The sequence below is a fragment of the Xanthobacter sediminis genome (assembly GCF_043195015.1).
GTDB lineage: Bacteria > Pseudomonadota > Alphaproteobacteria > Rhizobiales > Xanthobacteraceae > Xanthobacter.
The window spans coordinates 97,505-121,773 of sequence record NZ_JBAFWH010000002.1; the positions used below are offsets into that span (position 1 = coordinate 97,505).

General features: G+C 71.1%; 17 protein-coding genes. 8 read left to right on the plus strand and 9 right to left on the minus strand.

What is annotated here, in order from left to right; all coding sequences use genetic code 11:
- Positions 1 to 26: 26 nt before the first annotated feature.
- The 5 genes from argC to V5F61_RS02495 all read right to left on the minus strand — a co-directional run bounded on the left by argC (position 27) and on the right by V5F61_RS02495 (position 5,277).
- The gene (gene argC, locus V5F61_RS02475; protein ID WP_393987178.1) at positions 27 to 1,079 is read right to left on the minus strand and encodes an N-acetyl-gamma-glutamyl-phosphate reductase; all 1,053 of its coding nucleotides are present in this window, start codon (positions 1,077 to 1,079) and stop codon (positions 27 to 29) included.
- 102 nt (positions 1,080 to 1,181) lie between these two features.
- Positions 1,182 to 2,156, minus strand: a complete 975-nt coding sequence (gene glpX / locus V5F61_RS02480; RefSeq protein WP_393987179.1) for a class II fructose-bisphosphatase — start codon at positions 2,154 to 2,156, stop codon at positions 1,182 to 1,184.
- 45 nt (positions 2,157 to 2,201) lie between these two features.
- Complete coding sequence (locus tag V5F61_RS02485; protein WP_393987180.1) at positions 2,202 to 3,506, minus strand: homoserine dehydrogenase; 1,305 nt, start codon at positions 3,504 to 3,506, stop codon at positions 2,202 to 2,204.
- A gap of 87 nt (positions 3,507 to 3,593) precedes the next feature.
- Positions 3,594 to 4,814, minus strand: a complete 1,221-nt coding sequence (locus V5F61_RS02490) for an LL-diaminopimelate aminotransferase (RefSeq protein WP_393987181.1) — start codon at positions 4,812 to 4,814, stop codon at positions 3,594 to 3,596.
- 124 nt (positions 4,815 to 4,938) lie between these two features.
- Positions 4,939 to 5,277 (minus strand): hypothetical protein, encoded by a 339-nt coding sequence (locus V5F61_RS02495; protein WP_393987182.1) that lies wholly within the window; start codon positions 5,275 to 5,277, stop codon positions 4,939 to 4,941.
- Positions 5,278 to 5,602: 325 nt separating this feature from the next.
- Here V5F61_RS02495 and phaC point away from each other — a divergent pair, with 325 nt between their 5' ends.
- Both phaC and V5F61_RS02505 read left to right on the plus strand, forming a co-directional pair.
- Positions 5,603 to 7,507, plus strand: coding sequence for a class I poly(R)-hydroxyalkanoic acid synthase (gene phaC / locus V5F61_RS02500; RefSeq protein WP_393987183.1), 1,905 nt, complete (start codon positions 5,603 to 5,605; stop codon positions 7,505 to 7,507).
- 441 nt (positions 7,508 to 7,948) lie between these two features.
- Positions 7,949 to 8,527 (plus strand): hypothetical protein, encoded by a 579-nt coding sequence (locus V5F61_RS02505; RefSeq protein ID WP_393987184.1) that lies wholly within the window; start codon positions 7,949 to 7,951, stop codon positions 8,525 to 8,527.
- Between the two features lie 96 nt (positions 8,528 to 8,623).
- Here V5F61_RS02505 and V5F61_RS02510 read toward each other — a convergent pair whose 3' ends face one another.
- The 3 genes from V5F61_RS02510 to V5F61_RS02520 are packed head-to-tail and all read right to left on the minus strand — an operon-like array spanning position 8,624 to position 11,673.
- Complete coding sequence (locus V5F61_RS02510) at positions 8,624 to 9,634, minus strand: YcjF family protein (RefSeq protein ID WP_393987185.1); 1,011 nt, start codon at positions 9,632 to 9,634, stop codon at positions 8,624 to 8,626.
- A gap of 52 nt (positions 9,635 to 9,686) precedes the next feature.
- Positions 9,687 to 11,147 carry a YcjX family GTP-binding protein gene (locus V5F61_RS02515; protein WP_393987186.1) on the minus strand — a complete coding sequence of 487 codons (1,461 nt, stop codon included), beginning with the start codon at positions 11,145 to 11,147 and terminating at the stop codon, positions 9,687 to 9,689.
- A 4-nt stretch (positions 11,148 to 11,151) separates the two neighbouring features.
- Positions 11,152 to 11,673: a SixA phosphatase family protein gene (locus tag V5F61_RS02520; RefSeq protein ID WP_393987450.1), complete on the minus strand. Its 522-nt coding sequence runs from the start codon at positions 11,671 to 11,673 to the stop codon at positions 11,152 to 11,154.
- 278 nt (positions 11,674 to 11,951) lie between these two features.
- Here V5F61_RS02520 and V5F61_RS02525 point away from each other — a divergent pair, with 278 nt between their 5' ends.
- The 3 genes from V5F61_RS02525 to V5F61_RS02535 all read left to right on the plus strand — a co-directional run bounded on the left by V5F61_RS02525 (position 11,952) and on the right by V5F61_RS02535 (position 19,905).
- Positions 11,952 to 13,340 (plus strand): FAD-binding oxidoreductase/lyase, encoded by a 1,389-nt coding sequence (locus V5F61_RS02525; protein WP_393987187.1) that lies wholly within the window; start codon positions 11,952 to 11,954, stop codon positions 13,338 to 13,340.
- 296 nt (positions 13,341 to 13,636) lie between these two features.
- Positions 13,637 to 15,601, plus strand: a complete 1,965-nt coding sequence (locus tag V5F61_RS02530; protein ID WP_393987188.1) for an autotransporter assembly complex protein TamA — start codon at positions 13,637 to 13,639, stop codon at positions 15,599 to 15,601.
- Positions 15,601 to 19,905, plus strand: coding sequence for a translocation/assembly module TamB domain-containing protein (locus V5F61_RS02535; protein ID WP_393987189.1), 4,305 nt, complete (start codon positions 15,601 to 15,603; stop codon positions 19,903 to 19,905). Before V5F61_RS02530 ends, V5F61_RS02535 begins: the two co-directional genes overlap by 1 nt.
- Positions 19,906 to 20,278: 373 nt before the next feature.
- On the opposite strand, the gene V5F61_RS02540 is transcribed toward V5F61_RS02535, so the two are convergent.
- Positions 20,279 to 20,629 (minus strand): hypothetical protein, encoded by a 351-nt coding sequence (locus V5F61_RS02540; RefSeq protein ID WP_393987190.1) that lies wholly within the window; start codon positions 20,627 to 20,629, stop codon positions 20,279 to 20,281.
- Between the two features lie 117 nt (positions 20,630 to 20,746).
- On the opposite strand from V5F61_RS02540, the gene V5F61_RS02545 reads away from it, so the two are divergent.
- The 3 genes from V5F61_RS02545 to V5F61_RS02555 all read left to right on the plus strand — a co-directional run bounded on the left by V5F61_RS02545 (position 20,747) and on the right by V5F61_RS02555 (position 24,211).
- Positions 20,747 to 22,525, plus strand: coding sequence for a potassium/proton antiporter (locus V5F61_RS02545; RefSeq protein ID WP_393987191.1), 1,779 nt, complete (start codon positions 20,747 to 20,749; stop codon positions 22,523 to 22,525).
- 109 nt (positions 22,526 to 22,634) lie between these two features.
- Positions 22,635 to 22,925 (plus strand): hypothetical protein, encoded by a 291-nt coding sequence (locus V5F61_RS02550; protein WP_393987192.1) that lies wholly within the window; start codon positions 22,635 to 22,637, stop codon positions 22,923 to 22,925.
- A 104-nt stretch (positions 22,926 to 23,029) separates the two neighbouring features.
- Entirely contained in the window at positions 23,030 to 24,211 is a 1,182-nt protein-coding gene (locus tag V5F61_RS02555) for an aminotransferase (protein ID WP_393987193.1), read from the plus strand.
- The last annotated feature ends 58 nt before the right edge of the window (positions 24,212 to 24,269 follow it).

The following is a 24,269-nucleotide window of genomic DNA, read 5'->3' on the forward strand; positions in this document are numbered from 1 at the left end:
GAGAGATCGAAGCCGGCGGGGCCGGGTCAGGGCATCAGCGCGATCTGCTCCAGGCCCGTCGCCTCGGGGAAGCCGAGCACCAGATTCATGTTCTGCACCGCCTGGCCGGAGGCGCCCTTCACCAGATTGTCCAGGGTGGACAGGATGATGGCACGGCCGGGCACGCGATCCGCCACCACGCCGATGAACACCATGTTGGAGCCGCGCACATGGCGCGACTGCGGTACCGCCCCGAAGGGGAGCACGTGCACGAAGCCCTCGCCCTTGTAGTAGGTGGCGATGAGATTGTGCAGGTCCTGTGCGGTGGCGCCGGTGGTGCGCACGTAGATGGTGGCGTAGATGCCCCGGTTCATGGGCGCCAGCACTGGCACGAACATGGGCGCCACCGGTCGGCCGGCGGCCTTGGTATATTCCTGGTCCAGCTCGGCCATGTGGCGGTGCGAGCCCACCGAATAGGCGTGGATGCCCTCCGAGACCTCGGAGAACAGCATCGCCTCCTTCGCAGAGCGCCCGGCGCCGGACATGCCGGTCTTGGAATCGATCACGATGGTCTCGGGGTCGATGGCGCCGGCTTCCAGCAGCGGCACCACCGGCAGGATGGAGGTGGTGGTGTGGCAGCCGGGATTGGCCACCAGCCGCGCCTTGCGGATCTCCTCGCGGTAGATCTCGACCAGGCCGAACACCGCCTCCTGCTGCAACTCCAGGGCGGCATGGGGGTGGCCGTACCACTGCTCGTAGGCGCCGGGGTCGCTCAAGCGGAAGTCGGCGGAGAGGTCCACCACCTTCACGGTCGGCGAGGCCGCCAGCACCTTGCGGATGACCTCCTGCGTGGTGCCGTGGGGCAGGGCGCAGAACACGAGGTCCACGGCGGTGAAGTCCACCGCGTCGATGGTCACGAGCGTCGGCAGGGGAAAGGGCGCGAACTGGGGGAACACGTCGGCCATGGACATGCCGGCCTTGCGGTCGGCGGTGAGGGCGACGATCTCGACCCGCGGATGGCGCAGCAGCAGGCGCACCAGCTCGGAACCGGTGTAGCCGGAGGCGCCGAGAACCGCGATCCTTGCCTTTGCTTCCGCCATCTTGCTCTCCTCGCCTCGCCGCACGCACATCGTGCGGGCAATCCTGAGGCGACGCTCTCTACACCCTTCCCGTATCAGGGAAAAGACAGCCGGCGCGGGTGCCTACGCCTCGATGCGGAACTTGCGGAAATCGCGGTGCTGGGTGGTGATGCGGCGTACGGTGCCGGTGGCGGCGCGCAGCACCATGGTGTCGGTCTCGATCACTTCGCGGCCGAAGCGCACACCTTTCAGCAATGCGCCATCAGTGATGCCGGTGGCCGAAACGATGCAGTCGCCCCGCACCATCTCCTCCAGCTGGTAGATCTTGGAGCCGTCGCGGATGCCGAGCGCCTTGGCCTGCTCGCGCTTCTTCTCGCTGTCGATGACGAGGCGGCCCTGCATCTGCCCGCCGATGCAGCGCAGCGCCGCCGCCGCCAGCACCCCTTCCGCCGCGCCGCCGAGGCCGAGGTAGATGTCCACCCCGCTTTCCTGCGGATTGGTGGTGTGGATGATGCCGGCCACGTCGCCGTCGGTGATGAGCTTGATGGCCGCGCCGGTCCTGCGCACCGCTTCGATGAGCGGGGCGTGGCGGGGCCGATCGAGGATGAGGGCTGTGATTTCAGAAGGCGGCACGCCCTTGGCTTCCGCCAGCGCGCGCACGTTCTCTTCCGGCGCCTGCGAGAGCGAGACGATGCCCTCCGGATAGCCGGGCCCGATGGCGAGCTTCTCCATGTAGACCGGCGGCACCTTCAGCAGCGAATCCGCCTCGGCGATGGCGATCACCGAGATGGAGCCCTCCATGTTCTTGGCGCACAGGGTGGTGCCTTCGAGCGCATCCACCGCCAGGTCCACCTTCTCGCCGCCGGTGCCGAAGGCCTCGCCCACGAACAGCAGTTCCACCTCGTCCTTCACGCCCTCGCCGATGACGAGGGTGCCGCTCACGGGCAGGCCCTTCATCTCGCGGTGGCAGGCGGCCATGGCCGCGAGGTCGGCGGCCTGCTCGTCGCCTCGGCCACGCAGGCGGGCGGCAGCGACGGCGCTGCGTTCGGTGATCTGAGCCAGATCAAGGGAGAGGCGGCGGTCCAGGGTCTGGGGCATTCTCTGGGCCAGGGGAGCGGCACACATGATTCGAAACCTCTCGCCTCAGTCCTTTTCGATGCGGATGACCTGCGGCAGCGAGCTCACCACCCCGTCCGCCTCGATGGCGGCGATGGCGCGCCGCACGGCCGCTTCCGAGGTGGCATAGGTGATGAGGATCACCCGCGCCGTGCCCTGGGCGCGCTCGCCCTGCGCACCGTCCGGGCGGCGCTGCACGATGGATTCGAGCGAGATGCCCTCGTCCGCCATGCGGCGGGCTATGGTGGCCGCGGTGCCTGGCTTGTTCACCACCGAAAGGCGGATGTAGTAGCCGCCCTCGTGGCGCTGCATGGGCGCGCGCTCGGGCTTCATCAGGGTGGCCACGGGCTGCCCGAAGGCGAAGCTCTTGGCGCCACGCGCCACGTCGGCGAGGTCGCCGACCACGGCGGAAGCGGTGGCGTCGCCGCCGGCGCCGGGGCCCACCAGGGTGAGGTTCACCGCGTCCGCATCCACCGCCACCGCATTGGTGACGCCGGAAACCTGGGCGATGGGCCAGTGCTTGGGCACCATGGTGGGATGCACGCGCTGCTCGATGCCGGTCTCGGTGCGCAGGGCCACGCCCAGCAGCTTCACCTTGTAGCCGAGGTCATCGGCAGCCTCGAGGTCCTCCAGGGTGAGCTGGCGGATGCCCTCCACATAGATGGCGTCCGCATCCACCTGGGTGCCGAAGGCGAGCGAGGTGAGGATGGCGAGCTTGTGGGCAGTGTCGAACCCGTCGATGTCGAACGTGGGGTCGGCCTCCGCATAGCCCAGGCGCTGGGCCTCGGCGAGGCAGGTGTCGAACGCGAGCTTCTCGTCCGCCATGCGGGTGAGCATGTAGTTGCAGGTGCCGTTGAGGATGCCGGACACCCGCTCCACCGCATTGCCCGAGAGCGATTCGCGCAGGGTCTTCACGATGGGGATGCCGCCGGCCACCGCTGCCTCGAAATGGAGGCCGGCGCCGGTGGCTTCGGCGCGCCGGGCCAGCTCCGCGCCCCATTTGGCGAGCAGGGCCTTGTTGGCGGTCACCACCGGGCGGCCGAGATCGAGGGCCGCCAGCACCGCGGCCTTGGCCGGGTCGTCCGCCCCGCCCATGAGCTCCACGAAGACGTCGATGTCGGGGTCGCGGGCCAGCGCCACCGGGTCCTCGTGCCAGCGCACGCCGGAGAGGTCGACCCCGCGGTCGCGGGTCCGGTCGCGGGCGGCGACCGCCACCACCTTGATGCCGCGGCCGGTGCGGGCGGCAAGGTCGCCTGCGCGCCGTTCGAGCATGCGGATGACGGCGGCGCCGACGGTGCCGAGGCCGGCGAGGCCCACTTTCAAGTCGCTCATGGATCGGACCGGTTCTTCGGTGGGAACAGGACGCCCGCGCGAGGCGGGCGTGATGTCTGGAGAGAGTGGGTGCCGCGCCGGGAGGGGTCAGCCGGTGGCGGTGAGGGGCATCACATTGTGGAGGGTATGGCCGGCCTGGTCGAAGAAGCGGCGGATGTTGCGCGCCGCCTGGCGGATGCGCTGCTCGTTCTCCACCACGGCGATGCGCACGAAGCCGTCGCCGTGCTCACCGAAGCCGACGCCCGGCGCCACCGCCACTTCCGCCTTCTCGATGAGGAGCTTGGCGAACTCCACCGAGCCCATGGCGCGGAAAGGTTCCGGAATGGGGGCCCAGGCGAACATGGAGGCCTTGGGCGAGGGCACCGGGAAGCCGGCGCGGCCGAAGGAGTCCACCAGCGCATCACGGCGCTTCTTGTAGGTCTCCCGCATCTCCGCCACGCATTCCTGCGGGCCGTTGAGGGCCGCGGTGGCCGCCACCTGGATCGGCGTGTAGGCGCCGTAGTCGAGATAGGACTTCACGCGCGAGAGCGCGGCGATGAGGCGCTCGTTGCCCACCGCGAAGCCCATGCGCCAGCCGGCCATGGAATAGGTCTTGGACATGGAGGTGAACTCCACCGTCACGTCCATGGCGCCCGGCACCTGCAGCACGGACGGCGGCGGGTTGTCGTCGAAATAGAGCTCGGCATAGGCAAGGTCGGAGAGGACGATCAGCTCGTTCTTCTTCGCGAAGGCCACCACGTCCTTGTAGAATTCGAGATCCGCCACGCAGGCCGTGGGGTTGGACGGATAGCACAGCACCACGGCGATGGGCTTGGGGATGGAGTGGCGCACCGCCCGCTCCATGGCATGGAAGAATTCCGGGCCCGGCTCCACCGGCACCGAGCGGATGACGCCGCCCGCCATGAGGAAGCCGAAGGCGTGGATGGGATAGGAGGGATTGGGGGTGAGGATCACGTCTCCGGGTGCGGTGATGGCCTGCGCCATGTTGGCGAAGCCCTCCTTCGAGCCCAGAGTGGCCACCACGTGGCGCTCGGGGTCCAGCTTCACGCCGAACCGGCGCTCATAGTAGCCGGCCTGCGCCCGGCGCAGACCGGGTATGCCCTTGGAGGCGGAGTAGCGATCGGTGCGGGGGCGGCCGATGGTCTCCTTGAGCTTCTCGATCACATGCGCGGGCGCCTCCAGGTCGGGGTTGCCCATGCCGAGGTCGATGATGTCCACCCCGGCATTGCGGGCAGCGGCCTTCACACGGTTCACTTGCTCGAACACGTAGGGCGGCAGCCGGCGAATGCGGTGGAAATCGGTGGTCATCTGATTGCTCCAGGGTGCCGCGCGTCTTGTTACTCCCGGCGCGGCGGACGGGTCTTTTAGCACTCTTCGCGGAATCAAGAAGCAACGAATGCGATGGTTCTGGGGCGAAGAGGCATGTGAGGCATCAATTCCCGGGTGTCGCGGCGGCCTGGGTGGCGGCGTCGGCCCTTGCCACGTTCGCCTGCGAGGCGCGCTCGAGGTCGCCCTGCAGCTTGGCGCGGTCGGCCTCGGACAGCGGCTGTGCGCCGGGGCGCGTGGTGGTGCCCAGGGTGGGGTGGGAATCACCCTGGACTTCCGGTACCTGCGGATTGGGCGGCAGCAGCGAGAGCGAGCCGTCACCCGAGCACCCGGCGAGGGCGCCCGCCGTCGCGAGCAGCGCCAGGGCGAGCGCGCGCCGCGCCATCGGGCCCGGGTGCCGGCGCGGGGAGGGGCGGGTCCGGTTGCAGGGGCGCATCATGGACATGAATGCACGCTTGTCCCTCGGGTTGTGGGCGGCCTCCGTAGTCCCGCGAGGCTCGATCCGGGTCCGTTCGTCCGCTAATATGCGCAAAAATCGGAAACGCGAAACAAGCGACACCAAAGTCCGCTAAAAAAGCGGAACACAACAAGGGGATGGCGGAATGTCCGCACGCGAGGGAACGCCCGACATCGAATTTCCGCAGGCCTTTGCGCCGCGCCCTTTTGGGGCGGGCGGGGCGCCTGCCGCCGCCGCGGAGCCGCCCGGCTCCGGCCTCCACGCCTCTCACCCAACGGTTGCAATTCAGGGATGCAGCCCCAAGGAGCGTGACATGACCACTTCCGCCGCCCCGTCCGCCCCGCAGCCGGAGCCGAATGGGGGCGCCCCCGCGCAGCCGCTCCAGGGTGCGCCAGCGGCCGCACCCGCGGCCGTTCCCGCCAAACCCGCGGCCCCGGCGGCGGAGGAGCCCAAGAGCCTCAACGTGGAGACCTTCGCCCACAATCTCGCCCAGCTGGTGGAAGAGAGCGGCAAGGCGGTGGCGGCCTATCTCGCCCCGCGCGAGGCGGGCCGCACCGACGATCTCGCGGACGACATCGCCGATGCGCTGAAGACCGTGGGCCACGTGGCCGAATACTGGATGACCGATCCCCAGCGCGCCGTGGAGGCCCAGACGCGCCTGATGGGTGGTTATCTCTCGGTCTGGGCCGGCACCATGAAGAAGCTCGCCGGCGAGAAGACCGAGCCGGTGGCTGCCCCCGATCCGAGGGACTCTCGCTTCAAGGACGAGGGCTGGCAGGAAAGCCCCATCTTCGACGCCCTGAAGCAGGCCTATCTGGTCACCTCCAACTGGGCCAACGACATGGTGAGCGAGGCCGAGGGCCTCGACCCCCATGTGCGCCACAAGGCCGAGTTCCTGGTGAAGCAGATCTCCAACGCGGTCTCGCCCTCCAACTTCGTGCTCACCAATCCGGAGCTGATCCGCGAGACGCTCTCCTCCTCCGGCGAGAACCTCGTGAAGGGCATGCGCAACCTCGCGGAGGACCTCACCGAGGGCGGCGGCACGCTGAAGATCCGCCAGACCGACATGAACGCCTTCGAGGTGGGGCGCAATCTCGCGCTCACCCCCGGCAAGGTGGTCTACGAGAACGAGCTGATGCAGCTCATCCAGTATGCGCCGACCACGGACAGCGTGAAGAAGACGCCCGTGCTGATCGTGCCGCCCTGGATCAACAAGTTCTATATCCTCGATCTCACCCTCGAGAAGTCGCTCATCAAGTGGCTGGTGGACCACGGCATCACGGTCTTCACCATTTCCTGGGTGAACCCCGACGCGCGGCTCGCCGCCAAGGGCTTCGACGACTACATGCGCGACGGCATCATGGCCGCGCTCGACACGGTCGCCATCGCCTCCGGCGAGCGGCGGGTGCACACGGTGGGCTATTGCGTGGGCGGCACCCTGCTCGCCGCCACCCTCGCCTACATGGCCGAGACCGGCGACGACCGCATCGCCTCCTCCACCTTCCTCACCACGCAGATCGACTTTACCCATGCGGGCGATCTGAAGGTGTTCGTGGATGAGGAGCAGCTTGCGGCGATGGAACGCAAGATGAAGAAGATGGGATACCTGGAAGGCAGCAAGATGGCGACCGCCTTCAACATGCTGCGCTCCAATGATCTCATCTGGCCTTATGTGGTGAACAACTACATGAAGGGCAAGTCGCCATTCCCGTTCGATCTGCTTTACTGGAACGCGGATTCCACGCGCATGCCGGCGGCGAACCATTCCTACTACCTGCGCAACTGCTACCTCACCAACAACATCGCCAAGGGCAAGGCGGAGCTGGCGGGCGTGCGGCTGGACATGCACAAGGTGCAGGTGCCCGTCTATTCGCTGGCGACGCGGGAAGACCATATCGCGCCGCCGAAATCGGTCTATGTGGGCGCAAACCTGCTCTCGGGCCCCGTGCGCTACGTGCTCTCGGGCTCCGGCCACATCGCCGGCGTGGTGAACCCGCCCGCGAAGAACAAGTACCAGTACTGGTCCGACGGCCCCATCGGGCCGGACTTCGACCTGTGGCTGGAAGGCGCCCAGGAGCACAAGGGGTCCTGGTGGCCCGACTGGCTCAACTGGTTCTCCTCCTGGCACCCGGACGAGGTGCCCGCCCGCGAGGTGGGCGGCGGCCGCCTCACCCCCATCGAGGACGCGCCGGGCCGCTACGTGCGGGAGCGCTCCTGAGCGCTCCGGCTCTGCGGGTCGGATCGGGATGATTGCGCCGCGTCCCCCAGGGGGCGCGGCGCTTTCTTTTGCGGCGGTGCGTTTTGACGGCCCGGCGTCTCGCCGGACGATGCGCGGGTGTGGGTCAGCGCCGGGCGCCTGTATGTCGCGCGCTGCCGGCCCGCGGCGAGAACGGCCTTGCGCGCGGCCCCGGCTTCGCCGACACAGGCGCCGCAGCGAGGTACCATGCCCCAACCGACCGAAGCCCTGACCTATTCCTATCACCCCCGCCTGGGCGGCGCCGGCGTCCGGCTCGCCTTGGGGGGGGATGCGCTCGAGTGGCTGGTGGGCCCGCGCGAGGGGCGCCTGCGGCTCGCCGATGTCGCGCGCTGCCGGCCCGCGGCGAGAACGGCCTTGCGCGCGGCCCCGGCTTCGCCGACACAGGCGCCGCAGCGAGGTACCATGCCCCAACCGACCGAAGCCCTGACCTATTCCTATCACCCCCGCCTGGGCGGCGCCGGCGTCCGGCTCGCCTTGGGGGAGGATGCGCTCGAGTGGCTGGTGGGCCCGCGCGAGGGGCGCCTGCGGCTCGCCGATGTCGCGCGCCTCACCTTGCGCTTCCTGCCGGCCAAGTTCGCGAGCGCCACCTTCGAGGCGGAGATCATCGGCCGGGAAGGCTCGCGTCTCGTCGCCGCCTCCGCCTCGCGCACCTCGCTCACGGCGGTGCAGGATCAGGGGCCGGAATATGCCCGCTTCGTCCGCGCGCTCCATGCCGCGCTGGTGCAGGCGGGCGCGACGGTGGAATGCCGGGGCGGCTACGGCGCGCCGCGGTGGTGGCTCATGGTGGTCCTCGGCATCGTGGCGGCGTTCGGGCTCGCCGCGGTGGTGGGGTTCACCCTGGCCCAGGGGCAGTGGAGCACGGCGGGGATCATCGCGCTGCTGTCGGTGGTGGTGGGCTGGCCCACGGCGGAAACCTTGGCGCGCAACCGCCCGCTGCGCTACCGGCTCGCCGCGCCGCCGGCCCATCTGCTGCCGGCATGAGGCGCCCCGGTGTTCTGACTGAACGCGGCGGGCATCGCACAAGCGCGATGCGGACGGACCAGGGACCCGTCAGCCATGCTCAGGGGCCCTTCGGCCTCACTCCTCTTCCGCCTTGCGCAGCAGGCCGGTGGCCACATCCGCGAGGCGCGGCGCCGGCAGGGCGGTGAAGGGCAGGGGCCGCGTGACGGCGATGGCGGCGAGGCCCAGTCGCGCCGTGAGCAGGCCGTTCACCACGCCTTCGCCCAGCTTGGCGGAAAGGCGCGCGGCGAGGCCCTGGCCGATGATCTGCTGCACCAGCGTGTCGCCCGCCGCCATGCCGCCGGTGATGGCCAGGTGGCCGAGGACGTGGCGCACCAGCCGCACCATGCCGAGGGCGCCGGGCCGCCCGCCGTAGAGCTGCGCCAGCCGCCGCATCAGCGAGACCGCCGTGTAGAGCACGAAGGCGAGGTCCACCAGCGCCCGCGGCGACACCGCCGTGACCACCGATACGTTCTTGGCCGCCTCCGAGACCATCTGCCGGGCGCGGGCATCGAGGGCCGGCAGCAGCGTGCGCTCGGTGAGGCGAATGAGGTCCGCGCCGTCGATGATGCCGCCGAGGTGGCCCTGAAGCTCCTCCCGCGCGCGGGCGAGGGTGGGCTCGGCGGCGGTGACGCGGAGCATGTCGCGGGCCACCGCCTCGGCCAGGGCGCGGTCGTCCTGGGCAAGGGCGTCGGCGGCTTTCTCGCGCACCTTGTCGAGATGGGCGAGGCGGGCAAGGCCGAGGCCCTCGCGCGCCAGCACGGCGACGCCCGCCGCCACCAGCGCCGCCGAGAGGCCCAGCCCCACATAGCCGAGCACCGGCGACTGGGCGTAGAGATCGCTCACCAGCCGGCTCAGGCCCACATAGAGCGCGAGGCTCGCCACGCCCCCCGCCGCGGTCCAGAACAGTCCGCCGAGCGACATGCCGAAGCGGGAGCGCCGGGTGGTTTCATTCCGCATGGGCACCGGCAGGTCCGCCTCGGGCGCGGGCTCCGGCGGGGCGAGGGCGATGTCGCTGTCCTTGTCGTCGAGCTTGAACACCTGCGGCCGGCGCGGGGGGCGCTGCGGGCTCACGCGGTCGTCGGTCATGTCCTCTCCCTGCGGGTCCCCGCCTCGATGCGGACCGCATGCGTGGTGGGCCTCACGCCAGCCGGTCGCCCAGCAGGAATTCGAGCGCCCGGTCGAGGCGAATATGGGGAATGGCCGCGGCCGCGCCAATGCCGGCCGGCGGGCGGAACCGCAGGAAGCGGAAATCCGCCTCGTCCACATGGGCGCTGGCGAGGCCTCGGAAGCCGGCACCGGAGGGATCGAACAAAGCGTCCGGATCGGCCGGCAGGTCGCCGGGGAACACCGCCACCTCCTCCTCCCCGTCGAAGAGGTGGCCGCCCGCCTCCTGGCCCCGCTCCGGGGTGCCCACGATGGCGTCGAGCTCGTCGCCGTTGCGGCGCACGCGGGCCTCGCGGGTGGCACGGATGGCGGCCAGCGCCACCACGTCCAGCCGCGCGCCATGCTCGTGTGCCCGCCCGCGCGCCCGCTCCACCAAGCGGGCAAGAATGGCCTCCAGCCGGTCGTGGCTCGAATGGTGCAGGTGGTCGGCCTTGGTGGCGGCGAACAGAACCTTGTCGATGCGCGGCCGGAACAGGGCGCTGATGAGGCTGTTCCGCCCGGTGCGGAAGGCGGCGAGGATGCCGTCCAGCGCCCGCTCCAGGTCGGCCAGCGCCGCGGGGCCGGCATTGAGGGCGGAAAGCGCGTCCACCAGCACGATCTGGCGGTCGAGCCGGGCGAAGTGATTGCGGAAGAAGGGGCGCACCACCGCGTTCTTATAGGCCTCGAACCGCCGCTCCATCATGGCCGCGAGCGAACCCGGCAGGGGCGCGCCCACGCCCGGCGGGTCGATGGGCGCGAAGGTGAGGGCGGGCGAGCCCTCGAGGTCGCCGGGCATCAGGAAGCGGCCGGGCGGCAGCAGGCTCATGGCCAGCTTCTCGGAGCGGCAGGCGGACAGATAGGCGGTGAAGAGGGTGGCCAGCTCGCGCGCGTCGCTCTCCTCGGCTGGCGCGTCGGCGCGGCGCGCCGTCACCGCCGCCAGGAACGGCCCCGCCACCGCCGCGCGGGCCGGCGCGCGGGCGAGCTCCAGGCTCTGGCGGGCGAAATCGGCGTAGCTCATGTCGAGCAGCGGCAGGTCCAGCAGCCACTCGCCGGGATAGTCCACGATGTCGAGGGTAAGGGTGCGCGCGGCCCCGCGCTGGGTGGCGTAGCGGATGGAGAGGCGCAGCTCGCTGACCCGCGTGGTGGAGGCGGGCCATTCCCGCGCGCCGGCCAGGGTGGCGAGATGGGCCTCGTAGGCGAAGCGCGGCACCGCGTCGTCCGGCTGGGGCTCCAGCTCGGCACGGGCGATGCGGCCCGATTGCAGGGCCTCGAACACCGGCAGCCGCCCGCCCCGGATGAGCGCGTGCACCAGCGCGGTGGTGAAGATGGTCTTGCCCGCCCGCGACAGGCCGGTGACGCCGAGCCGCAGCGTGGGGTGGGCGAGGCCCTCAACCCGGTCGGCCAGGGTCGCGAGCGCGATGCGTGCGTCCTCGACGGCTCGGGTGAAGGGCGCCATCGGCTCAGGCGCCTCCCATCAGGTCGCGTGGGACGATGAATCGGTCGAGGCGGCCGCTGGCCGGGGTGGCGGCGCTCCAGTCGTCCACCGGCAGGTCGATGACGGCCAGCCCCCCGGTGGGGAATTTCTCCGACAGGCGCTGGAGATCGGGCGCGGCGCCGCTGGCAATGAGGCTCGCCGCCAGCTCCTCCATGCCGGGATTGTGGCCCACCAGCATGAGGGTGTGGATCTGCCGGGGCTGCTCGCGCACCACGGAGAGCAGGCGGGCGGCGCTGGCCTCGTAGATGCGTGGCTCGCTCGCCACGGTGGGCACCGGCGGCATCTGCCCGCACACCAGTTCCCAGGTCTCGCGGGTGCGGCGGGCGGGGGAGACGAGCACGCGGTCGGCGGTGAGCCCCTGCTGGGCCATGTAGGCCCCCAGGCGGGGCGCTGCGCCGCGGCCGCGCGGGGCCAGCGGGCGTTCCTGGTCCGCCACGCCGTTGGGCCAGTCGGACTTCACGTGACGCAGCAGGATGAGACGGCGCATGAGATGACCAGGCTGCTTCAAGACGGGCCCCTTATGCCGGGCTCGATGCCGCATCGCAACCCGCACGCTGACGCGCCGCCGCGTCGCGCCCGCCGCCGGGCGGTATCTCACGGCCATGCCAGGGCTTTTCGTCGCGGCGGAAACGTATTTTCAAAGCTGTCGGCGCAGATTTGGGGCAGACTTGCCCGAGCGGGCTCCCCTTCGGCGGGGCCTCCGCCCGTGCCGCTCGATTCCGCAAGGCGCCGCAGCGGGTGCCATGACATGACGGATGCCATGACATGACAGGACCCACGACCAGAAACACCCCTCAGCCGGCCGCAGCGCCCGCGCGGGACGCTGCCCTCACCCCCACCCGCGACTGCGATGTGTGCGTGGTGGGGGACGATGCCGCGGGCCTTCTCATCGCCTGCGACCTTGCTGCGCGCGGCCAGGAGGTGGTGCTTTTCCCGACCCCCGGTGAGGCGCCGGCGCTCGGCCTCGATGCGTCGCTTTCGCCGGGGTTCGCCCTTCCGGCCCGTGATCTGGTGGCGCAGGTGGGCGCCGTCGATGCGGCGGAGCTCCTTGCCCTTTCCGTGGAGGCCGCGCAGCGCGGGGTGCTGCTGGCGCAGGAAGCGGGCCTCGCCATCGGCCCCAAGGGGCGGCTGAAGGTGGCGCGGGCCCACGCGGCCGGGCAGCTCGCCGCCGAGCATGAGGCGCTCCAGGGGCTGGCGCCTGATTCGAGCGTGCTGCTCGGCACCGCCGACGTGGCCGGCCTGCTGGGCACGACGGCCTTCACGGCCGCGCTCGGCCTCGCGCCCGCGCACCGGCTGGACGCCGCCGCCTTCCGCGCGGTGCTGGCGGCCGCGGCGGCGGAAGGCGAGCTCGCCATCATGCCCGCCACCCAGGCGCTCTCGGCCGATGTGCACGGGCTGCGCAAATATGTGACCGCGCCGGGGGTGCGGGTGCGGGCGTTCCATGTGGTGTTCAGCGGCGGCGCGGCCCTGAGCCGCGTGGCGCCGGAGCTGGCGCCGAGCCTGGTGCCCACGCCCTGGGTCTGCGGCCGCTTCCATGTGGCGGGCGCCGATGCCGCCTTTCCAGGACTTGCGGAGGAGGTGGGGGGCACGGGCCTGCGCTGGCACTGGGATGGGGAGCGCCTCTCCCTCGCTGCCGAGACGGCGACGCGGGTGGCCGGGCGCGCCGCCGCCGCCCGCATCCTGCGCCGCCACGGCGCCGCCGTCGCTCCCGGCATCCAGGAGGTGCCCGGCGAAGAGGCGCGCGGTCTTGTCCTTTCGCAGGCCCGCCGCCGGATGCCGCTGATCCAGGAAGGGCCGAAGGGCGTGTGGTATTGCGTCACGCCGGGCGTCGACGCGCTCACCCATGCCATCATGGGGGCCGACCTCGTGGTGCGCGCCATTGCCGACCATGACGACCGCATCCGCCTGCTCGGCCCGTTCGGGCTGGAGCCGGCGGAGACGCGGCCGGTGCCCCCTCTGGGCCGGATGGCCGACTATTGGCGCAGGCACGTGGCCGACGGGCTGCCCGGCCCGGCGGATGCCGCGGTACCGGGCGCGCCTGCGCCGGGTGGCGGGTCTGCGGGAATCGGCTCCATGGTGGCGGCCTTCTGGCGGCGCTGCGCGCGTGTGGCTGCGCGGCTGGTCGGCGACGCCGAAAGCGCCTCCCGCGAGTGATTCCGGGCACGCTGTGGTTTCGCGTGGGTGCTCCAGCTCTGGCCAATTTTGTGCCGGGGATACGCCCCGAAGGGCGCCGGCTGGCGCGCCGTGCGGCGACAAGATGCTGGACCTGCCGCGTGAGCGGCGAATAGGAGGTGAACGGAGGAAGCGGCTACCCTAAGGCGAAATTTACGGACTGCACGTAGCGTGCCCTGCGGGAACCGGCGATCTGCCCGCCCCGGGGGGCTTGATAATCCGCCTTCGCAGGGCGGGGATCGTTTGTTAGACACGAGTGGACTTCGACACGAGCGGAAATGGCGAACCCGGCGAGATCTTCTGGTACCTTCCGTCTGCGCCCGGTGGCCCTGGCCGCGGTGATGACGGCGCTCGGGGTGCTGCCGGCGAAGGCCGACGAGGGCGGCCTGTTCGACCCCATCATCAACTTCTTCAATCCGAATCGCGAGACGGCCGAGGACGGCCCCGCCATCGACGCCGTGCCCTACACCATCGACATCGAGGTGGTGAACGCCGACCGCAGCGTGCGCAGCGCGGTGCTCGACGCCTCTAACCTGGAGAGCCTGAAGTCGCGCCCGCCCGCCGGCGCCGCCGGCCTCGTACGTCGGGTGACGGCCGACCGCGAGCGCATCATCGCCGCGCTCTATGCCAACGGCTATTACGGCGGCACCATGGAGATCACCATCTCCGGCAACCGCCTGGACACGCCCAACATCTTCGACATCGTGGAGGCGAGCCGCGCGCGCGGCCCGGTGCCGGTGAAGATCGTGGTGGACCCCGGCCCCCCCTTCACCTTCGGCACCGTGCGCATCCTCGACGCCGCCACGCGGCAGCCGCTCGCGGATGCGCCCTCCCTGCGCCTGCTGCGCCTGGAGCCCGGCCAGCCCGCGCGCGCCGACGCCATCGTCGGGGCCGAGGCCACCTTGTCCAATCACTGGCGTGACGCCGGCTACCCCTTCGCCAAGGTGGCTGACAAGCAGGTGGTGGCGGACCATGCCGACAACCGCCTCAACGTGACGCTGCTGGTTTCCCTCGGCCGACAGGCCACCTTCGGCGACTTCACGGTGACGGGGGCGGACTTCCTGCCGCCCGGCTTCATCGAGGACCGCATCGAGATCCGGCCCGGCGAGCCCTTCTCGCCGGAGCGCCTCGCGGCGCTGCGCCGGCGGCTCTCCAAGATCGACGCCATATCCGGCGTGCGCATCCGCGAGGCGGACCACCTGAACGCGCGGGGCGCGCTGCCCATCACCATCGAGGTGACGCCGCGGGCGCCGCGCTTCTTCGGTTTCTCAGCGAAGTATTCCAACACCGACGGTTCCTCGCTGAACGCCTATTGGGGCCATCGCAACCTGTTCGGCGGGGGCGAGACCCTGCGCCTCGATTCCAGCGTCTCCTGGTTCGGCCAGAAGTCCGAGGCGGTGCCGGATGCGGACCCGTTCGGCTACCGGCTCGCCGCCACCTTCACCAAGCCCGGCATCATCACCTCCGCCGACGATCTTGTGGCCGAGGCGGCGGTGCTGCGCGAGGTGACGAACGCCTATGTGCGCGAGGGCGTCACCCTCGTCACCGGCATCCGGCGCCGGTTCAACGACCAGTTCTCGGCCCAGGTGGGTATCGATTTCGAGGATTCCAACGTCCAGGACGCCGACACCAAGGGCGACTATTTCATCCTCGGCGTGCCCGTGGACTTCAACTTCGACAGCACCGATTCCTCGCTCGACCCCTCACGTGGCATGCGCTTCGCGGCCACCGTGGAGCCCTTCGCCTACCTGGGCGAGAGCGGCGCCGGGCCGGTGATGGCCAAGGCCACCCTTTCCGCCTACCACGCCTTCGACGAGGAGAAGCGCTACATCATTGCCGGGCGGGTCTCCACCGGCGGCTACGTCGGCGCCGATCTCCAGGACGTGCCCGCCCAGCGGCGCTTCTACGTGGGCGGCGGCGGCTCCCTGCGCGGCTACGACTACCAGTCCGCGAGCCCGCGCAACGCGCGCGGCGTCATCATCGGCGGCCTCTCCTTCTTCGAGGCGTCGGCCGAGATGCGCGTGCGCATCACCGACACCATCGGCATCGTGCCCTTCCTCGACATGGGCTCGGCCTACGCCACCGAATATCCCGACTTCAGCCAGATGAAATATTCCGCCGGCATCGGCCTGCGCTACTACACGGCCATCGGGCCGCTGCGGCTCGATCTCGCCATTCCGCTCAATCCGGGACCCGACGACGGCTCGTACGGCGTCTATGTCAGCTTGGGGCAGGCGTTCTGATGGCGGCGCGCGGCATATCCTCCCTTCTCCTGCGTGGCGCCGGCTATGCCCTGGCCGCCGTGGCGGTGATCCTCATCGCCCTGTTCGGGGGGCTGCAGACCGGGCCGGGCAAGACGCTGCTCGCCCGCGTGGCCTCTTCGCTCGCCTCCGTCTCCGGGCTCACGGTGTCCATCACCGACATCCGCGGCGGCGTGCCGTGGGATATGAGCATCGGCCGCGTCGCGGTGGCGGATGGCAAGGGGCCGGTGGCGGAAGTGGAGGCGCTGCGCCTCTCCTGGCATCCGCTCTCCCTGCTGTCCGGCGTGGTGAACGTGGAGGCGCTGGAGGCGCGCCGCATCGCGGTGGAGCGCCTGCCCGAGCTGCCGCCCACCCAGAGCGCGCCGGCCAAGAGCACGCCCACTAAGCCGGCGTCCGGCGGTTCCTCCTTCATGATGCCGGTGCGGCTCGGCCGGCTGGCGGTGGAGGACATCTCCCTCGGCGCGCCTGTGCTCGGCCATGCGGCGCAGCTCTCGCTCACCGCCTCGGCCGACCTGATGGCGGCGGGCAAGGGCCTTGCGGCCGATTTCGCCGTCGAGCGCAGGGATGCGCCGGGCACTGTGAAGGGCCGGGTGCATTACACGCCGGACAACCGCATCCTCGATGTGGACATCGCTGCCAGCGAGCCGGCCGGGGGCCTCGTCGCCCGCGCCGCCGGCATGGAGGGGCTGCCGCCCCTGGACGCGCGCGTGAGCGGCAAGGGGCCCATCGACGCCTGGGACGGCCGGCTCTCCCTTTCCGCCGGCGACGTGGCGCAGGTGACGGGCGCCGCCGGAGTGCGCGCGGTGGGCAGTGGCCATCGCGTCAATGTCGCGCTCGACGCCGACGTCTCGAAGCTGCTGCCGCCGGCCGTGGCTCCTCTTCTGGAGGAGCGCACCGAGATTTCCGCCACCGCGCTCGTGGAAGCCGCCGGCCCGGTGGAGGTGGAGACCCTCACCGTGCGCGCCACCGGCTTCGGCGTCGCCGCCAAGGGCAGGGTGGATGCCGAGGGCGCCTCCACCGACCTGGCCTTCAGCGCCGTGGCGGGAGATGCGGACCGCTTCCAGAAGCTGGCGCCGGGCGTCGGCTGGAAATCGGTGAAGCTCGAGGGCGGACTCAAGGGCCTGCTGGCCACGCCCGCCCTTTCGGCCCGTCTCGATGCCGCCGGCCTCTCTGGCGCCGGCTATGGCGCCGGCGCGCTCGCGGCCGAGGTGAAGACCGCGCCCGACAGTGGCGCGCTGAATATTGCTCTCGATGCCACCGCGTCCGGCCTTACCGCCGCCGACGCCAAGGTGCGCGGCGCTCTCGGCGACACTGCGCGCATCACCGCCACGGCCGTGAAGCCGGCGGCTGGCGATGTGGCGCTGACCGGCTTTACGGCCCAGCTCGCGGCGCTGTCGGCCCGCTTCTCCGGCACCGCCAGCGCCGATGCGGCCCGCGGCACCTTCCGGCTGGAGCGGCTGGACCTCGCAGCTTTCGGCCCCCTCGCCGGGCGCCCGCTCGCCGGCACCGCCCGGCTCGAAGCGGACGTGACGGGCGCGGACGGCTACGATCGCCTCACGCTGAAGCTCGCTGGCGGTACCGAGAACATCCGCACCGGCATCGCTGCCGTGGACGGCCTGTTCGGCGCCACCAGCCGGCTCGTCGGCACCCTCGCGCGCGCGGGCGCCGACGCCTTCACCGTGGAAGGGCTGACGCTGGCGGCAACCGGGCTCGACCTGAAGGTGGACGGCACCCTCTCGCGCCGGCTCGCGGACCTGAAGGCGAACCTCATCCTCGACGACCTGAAGCGGGTGGAGCCGCGTCTCACCGGCCGGCTGGACGGTTCCGCCGCCTTCTCCGGCAGCCTTGACGCACTGGCGGTGACGGCGCGCCTCGCCGTGCCCGAGGGCGCCGCCATGGGGCAGAAGATCGAGGGCCTGGCCCTTGGGCTGGAGGCCCGCGATCTCACCGCTCTGCCCTCGGGCCGCTTCACGCTCGACGGGCGCATCGCCGGCAAGCCGGCCACCGGCGGCGGCGCCTTCGCGCTGGGCGACCAGGGGGCGGCGCGGCTCGATGGGCTCGATCTCGCCATCGGCTCGGTCACGGCGCGCGGCGATCTCGCGCGCGGGGCGGATGGCCTCCTCGCCGGGCAGCTCGCGGTCGCGGCCGGCAACCTCGCGGACCTTTCGGCCCTGGCGCTGACGGAACTCGCCGGCCGGCTCGACGCCAAGGTGGAACTCGGCACCGCTGCCGGGCGCCAGACGGTGGCCGTGAACGCTACCGCCGACAACGTGCGCGCCGCCGGCCAGAGCGTGGGCGCCGCGCGCGTCAACCTCAACGTGGCGGACCCCGCCGGCCAGCCGGTGCTGGACGGCACCGTGAGCCTCACCAATGTGGAGGCGGGCGTTTCCATTCCGCGCGCGAGCCTGCAGGCGCGCCGGGCAGGGCAGGGCAGCGCCCTCACCCTCGATGCCCAGGTGAACGGGGCCAATGTGGCCGCCGCGGCACAGGTCGCCTACCAGGACGCAATTTCCCGCGTGCGGCTCGACCGCCTCAGTGTTGCCCGCGGCGGCACCACGCTCGCCACCTCGGCTCCGGCGAACATCACCATCGCCGACGGCGCGGTCGCCATCGACCGGCTGGCGCTGGCGAGCCGGGGCGGCGTGCTCACCGTCTCCGGCCGCGCGGGCTCCAGCCTCGACCTCAATGTGGACGTGCACGCCCTGCCGCTGGCGGTGGCGGAGCTGGCGGCGCCCGGGCTCGGCCTCGCCGGCACCGTGAGCGGCACCGCGCGGGTGCGCGGCTCCGCCGACCGGCCGGAGGGGCCTTACGACATCCAGGTCTCGCGCCTTTCGACACCGGATCTCGCCAAGGCCGGCGCCGGCCCCTTCGATATCCGGACTGCCGGGGCGCTGGGTGGGGGGCGGGTGACCACGCGCACCACCATCACCGGCAACCATCTGTCGAACTTCGCCATCACCGGCTCGGCGCCGCTCGGGGCCGGCGATCTCGACCTCGCGGTGCGCGGCGGGGTGGATCTTCGCATCGCCAACGCCTCCCTCGCCGCCATGGGTAGCCAGCTCACCGGCAACGCGGCGATCGACGCCACCGTGCGCGGCACCGCCGCGGCGCCACGCGCCGGCGGCACGGTGCGCATCTCCGGCGCGCGCTACAATGACGGCGCCAACGGCATCACCCTCGACCGCATCGAGGGCGTGATCGCCGGCACCGAGCGTTCGGTGACGGTCAATTCCCTCACCGCCCGCACGCCCAACGGCGGCAGCATTTCCGCGCGCGGCTCGGTGGGCCTCGACCCGGCGGCCAACTTCCCCGGCCGCATCGAGGTGACCATGCAGAATGCCGGCCTCGTGAACAGCGAGATGATCCGCCTCGTCACCGAGGGGCGCATCGCGGTGGAGGGGCAGTTCACCAATGATCCTCATCTTACGGGCCGGGTCGACATCCGCGCCATGGACGTGAATATCGCGGAGCACCGGGCGGGCGGCGTGCAGGCGCTGAACGTGCGCCATGTGAACGATGCGCGCGGGCGCGACGCGGCCCGAGCCACCCCCCCGGCACCCAAGCGCGAGCGCGGCGGCGGGGGAAGCGGCGGCATCACGCTCGACCTGACGGTGGCGGCGCGCAACAACATCTTCGTGCGCGGCATGGGCATGGAGGCGGAGCTGGGCGGCGAGCTGCGCGTGAGCGGCACCAGCCGCGCCCCCGTCACCCAGGGTGGCTTCGACATGCGGCGCGGGCGCTTCGACATCCTCGGCAAGCGCCTGAACTTCACCCGCGGCAAGATCACCTTTACGGGCAGCACCGACCCCGACCTCGACTTCATCGCCGAGACGACAGCCAACGACATCACCGCCCGCATCCTGGTGACGGGGCCGGCCTCGCAGCCCGAGATCACTTTCACCTCCGAGCCCACCCTGCCGCAGGACGAGGTGCTGGCGCGCCTGCTGTTCGGCCGTAACGCCGGCTCGCTCACGGCGGCGCAGAGCCTGCAGATCGCCCAGACCATCGCCCAGTTCTCGGGCGGCGGCGGGGTGCTGGAGCAGATGCGCCGCTCGCTCGGGGTGGACAGCCTGGACGTGGGCACCAACGCCGCCGGCACCGGCGGGCAGGTGGGCCTTGGCCGGCGCATCAATGACCGCATCTACATGGGCGTGCGCCAGGGCACGACGCCCAATTCCAGCCAGGTCACCGTGGATGTGGACGTGACCAAGAACATCCGCCTGCAGGGCGCCACGGGTGCGGATGGAAACACGTCGGTCGGTATCGGCGCCCAGTGGGACTATTGACCCCGGGCGCCCGCCGCCGACCGAACCTGGGAGGCCGCGGCCGAACAGGTGCCGCTTTCGGCGGCCCCCGGGGGCGGGTACTTCAGGTTGTGCCTGCGGGCCTTCCGGAGCACGGGCAGGCCGCGGCCGGCAGCTCATTCACCCGTTGGAAAAGGGCTGCGGCCGTTCGTCGCGCTAGGCGATTCCGTGAGGGTTCGCCATGCCCCGCGGTATGAAGATAGGACCTCCGGGCGCGATGGCTCGCGATCGGACGCCCCGGCACGGCGGCGGCCGCTGCCAAGTGCAGGGCGCCACATTATGGGAGCGCGACGCGGGCTATGGAATCGCGTGAATTCTCAGAAGTGAACCGGATTATGGTTCAATTCGCGCGTGTTCAATGAAGCCGCGGGCCGGCTTCCGCGCCCGCAGCGGCGGTTCCCACGCGGATGGTGCTGATGAGCGCGATGCTCGCGCTTGCGTCCGTCGGCGGTTCGGAAAGCCCGTACCAGGCTATGGGTGCCGCCGTCAGGCAGCGGCCCTCCGCATCGAGAGGATAGATGCCAACTCCCGAAGCAAATTCGCTTTCTGTCTGAGCGATATCGATCGCCAGGTCTCGATCGAGGCAGATGGTCTCTGCCTGCCTCGCCCACAGGCCGTTGGCCACGATGGCGAACGGGACGATGAGATATGCACTGACGTTGCCGAGCCACGGCATTTCCAGAATCCTTGCGAACGCGTTCGGCATGCCCCCGGAACCGCCCAAGAATTTCCGCAACAATCCGGACCTTACGCGCCAGCCGCCGGTGGCGCTACTGTTGCAGGTGCGCATCATGAGCGGCTTACAGTGGGGTGACGTGGCGCAATGAGCTCGGTGGTCGTCTCCAATGCCGTTCTTCTGGTTGTAGCCGCGCTGCTGGTCGCGGGCACCCTGTCGAGCCTGCTTGCCGCCCGTTTCGGCGCGCCCATTCTGCTGCTGTTCCTGCTGGTGGGCGTGCTGGCGGGTGAGGGCGGGCCCGGCGGCATCCACTTCAATGACTATTGGGCCACCTACATGGTGGGCTCGGCGGCGCTGGCGGTGATCCTGTTCGACGGCGGGCTGCGCATGCGCATGAGCGCCCTGCGGGGCGCGGTGGCGCCGGCGGTCACCCTCGCCACGGTGGGGGTGGTGCTGACGGCGGCGCTGGTGGGGCTGGTGGCCACGCCGCTGCTGAAGCTGTCGCCCATGGAGGGCTTCCTGGTCGGCGCCATCGTGGCTTCCACCGACGCTGCTGCGGTCTTCTTCCTGATGCACGCCCAGGGCCTGCACCTCGGCCGGCGGGTGGGCTCCACCATCGAGCTGGAATCGGCCACCAACGATCCCGCGGCGGTGTTCCTCACGGTGCTGCTGGTGGAACTGCTCTCCTCGAACCTTTCGGACCCCGGGCCCATGGTGCTGCTGGGGGTGGCGCGCGAGCTGGCGGTGGGCGCGGCGTTCGGGGTGGCGGGCGGCGTGGTGCTGGCGGCGCTGATGAACCGGCTCGCCTTGCCGGGCGGGCTGCATCCGGTGCTGGCGGTGGCGGTGGCGGTGCTGCTGTTCGCGCTCACCTCGCTGGCCCACGGCTCCGGCTTCCTGGCGGTGTTCCTCGCGGGGTTCGTCATGGGCAACAGGCCTGTGCGCGCCATCGCGCCCATCACCAGCTTCCTCAATGCCGTGACCTGGATGTGCCAGATCGTCATGTTCGTGATGCTGGGGCTCCTGGTGTCGCCGCAGAAGATCCTGGAATATGCGCTGCCGGCGCTGGGGGTGGCGGCGTTCCTCATCCTGGTGGGTCGGCCGGCGGCGGTATTTGCCTGCCTGTCGCCGTTCCGCTTCTCGCTGGACGAGAAGGCCTTCATCTCCTGGGCGGGGCTGCGCGGGGCGGTGTCCATCTTCCTCGCCACCATTCCCATGCTGGCGCACCTGCCCCATGCAGAGGTGTATTTCAACGTCGCCTTCGCGGTGGTGGCGGTGTCGCTGGTGCTGCACGGCTGGACCATGGTGCCCGCCGCCCGGCGGTTCGGGGTGGCGCTCTCAGATCCCATGCCCTCGGTGCGTCGGTTCGAAATCGACCTGCCGGGGCAGATGGATGTGGAGCTGGTGGCCTATCCGGTCGCGGAAGGCGCGCCGGCCGGCACGCCCGGCGCGCTGCCCGCCTGGGCGCGGCTGGTGATGGTGGCGCGCGGCGGCCAGACCCTGACGCCGGAGGCGGCGGGCCAGTTGCGGACGGGCGACTATGCCTATGTGCTCGCCCCGCCGCAGCGGGTGCACGGGCTCGACCGCCTGTTCCGCCAGCAGGACGCAGCGGCGGCGACGACCGACGTGGCGGCCTTCCCCTTCGTCGGCGCGGTGCGGCTGGGCGACCTCGCGGGGCTCTATGGCCTGCCGGTGCCGCAGGAGGAATGGGGCCTCAGCATCGCCGATGCCTTCGCGGACCGGGCCAGCGACCGCGTGGCGCCGGGCATGCGCATCGTCTACGGCCGGGCGATGATCGAGGTGCGGGACGTGGATGACGGGCGCGTCACCTGGGCGGTGCTGCGGCTGGAAGGGGGGCGGCTGCGCCGCGGTCTGCGCCGGCTGCGCGGCCTGCTCGGCCTGCCGGAGCCGGACGCGGACGACGAATGATGCGTGCCGCGCGGGCCCGGCGCCCGTTTGCGCTTCGGCAACCGCGCGGCCATCTTCCCGCCTCGCGACGCGGGCAGAAGCGGGCCGGCGCCACGGCGGGAGCGGGACCATGCGATTGTTCATGCGGAGGCGGGGCGAGGCGGACGGAAGCCGTGACGCGGCCCGCGCGCTCGCCGATCGGGTGCGGACGGCGCTCCAGCTCGATGCGGACGCGACGGTTTCCGTGTCCGAGATTTCCTGCGGCGATCCGGCCTGCGGCGGTGCCGAAACGGTGGTGCTGGTGATGCGCCCCGGCCGCCGCACCGAGGCGGCGAAGGTGCTGTGCCCCATGGCGGAGGTGACGCAGGAGGCGCTGCTGGCGGCGCTGAAGCCCCTCGCCGGGCCCGAAGGCGTGCGCTGACGGCGCCGGGGCGGGGTGGATCGCTCTTTCGCTGTGCCGGCGAAGGGGCTAAACGGCAGGCGGCCGGCGCCGATGGGCGCGGCCCCAATCAGACGATGCACACCATGACCTTCTCCGCTCCGCTGCGTCCCCTCAACACCATCTATTCGGCCCTGCCCACCACCATCTTCGAGGTGATGTCGCAACTCGCCCGCACCCATGATGCGGTGAACCTGGGCCAGGGCTTCCCGGACGACCCCGGCCCGCTCGACGTGCGCGAGAAGGCGGCCGATGCGGTGCTCAACGGCTGGAACCAGTATCCCTCCATGATGGGCCTGCCGGAGCTGCGGCAGGCGGCCGCCGCCCATTTCCGCCATTGGCAGGGGCTCGATCTCGATCCCGACACCGAGGTGATGGTGACTTCCGGCGCCACCGAGGCGCTGGCCGCTGCCCTGTTCGCCCTCATCGAGCCCGGCGACGAGGTGGTGCTGTTCCAGCCGCTCTATGATGCCTACCTGCCGCTGGTGCAGCGCGCCGGCGGCATCGCCAGGCTGGTGCGCCTGGAGCCGCCCTCCTGGGCCATCACCGAGGAGAAGCTGAAGGCGGCATTCTCGGACCGCACCAAGCTGGTGCTGCTCAACAATCCGCAGAACCCCACCGGCACCGTGCATTCCCGCGCCGAGCTGCAGCTGCTGGCGGACTTCTGCCTGCGCTTCGGCGCCTATGCGGTGTGCGACGACGTGTGGGAGCACATCGTGTTCGACGATATCGGGTTCACGCCGCTGATGGCGCTCGACGGCATGCGCGAGCGCACGGTGAAGATCTCTTCCGCCGGCAAGATCTTCGGCATGACCGGCTGGAAGGTGGGCATGGTGTTCGCCGCCCCGCCGCTGATGAAGGTGGTTTCCAAGGCCCACCAGTTCCTCACCTTCACCACGCCGCCGAACCTCCAGGCGGCAGTGGCCTACGGGCTCGGCAAGGAGGACGGCTATTTCACCGCCATGCGTGCCGGCCTCCAGCGCTCGCGCGACCGGCTGACGCGCGGGCTCTCGGCGCTCGGCTTCCGGGTGCTGCCGGCGGAGGGCACCTATTTCCTCACCGTGGACCTCTCCGCCCACTCCAACGCGCCCGATGACGAAGCCTTCTGCCTCGATCTGGTGAAGGCCCACGGGGTGGCTGCCATTCCGGTCTCGGCCTTCTACGCGCAGGATGCGGTGAGGAGCGTGGTGCGCTTCTGCTTCGCCAAGAGCGACGCCACCCTGGACCGGGCCCTGGAGCGGCTCGCGGGGCTGCGGCTCGGCGCCTGACCTTTGGGAAGTCTGGGCATCCCCTTGCGTCAGCGGCGACCATCCGCCGCGCATTCGC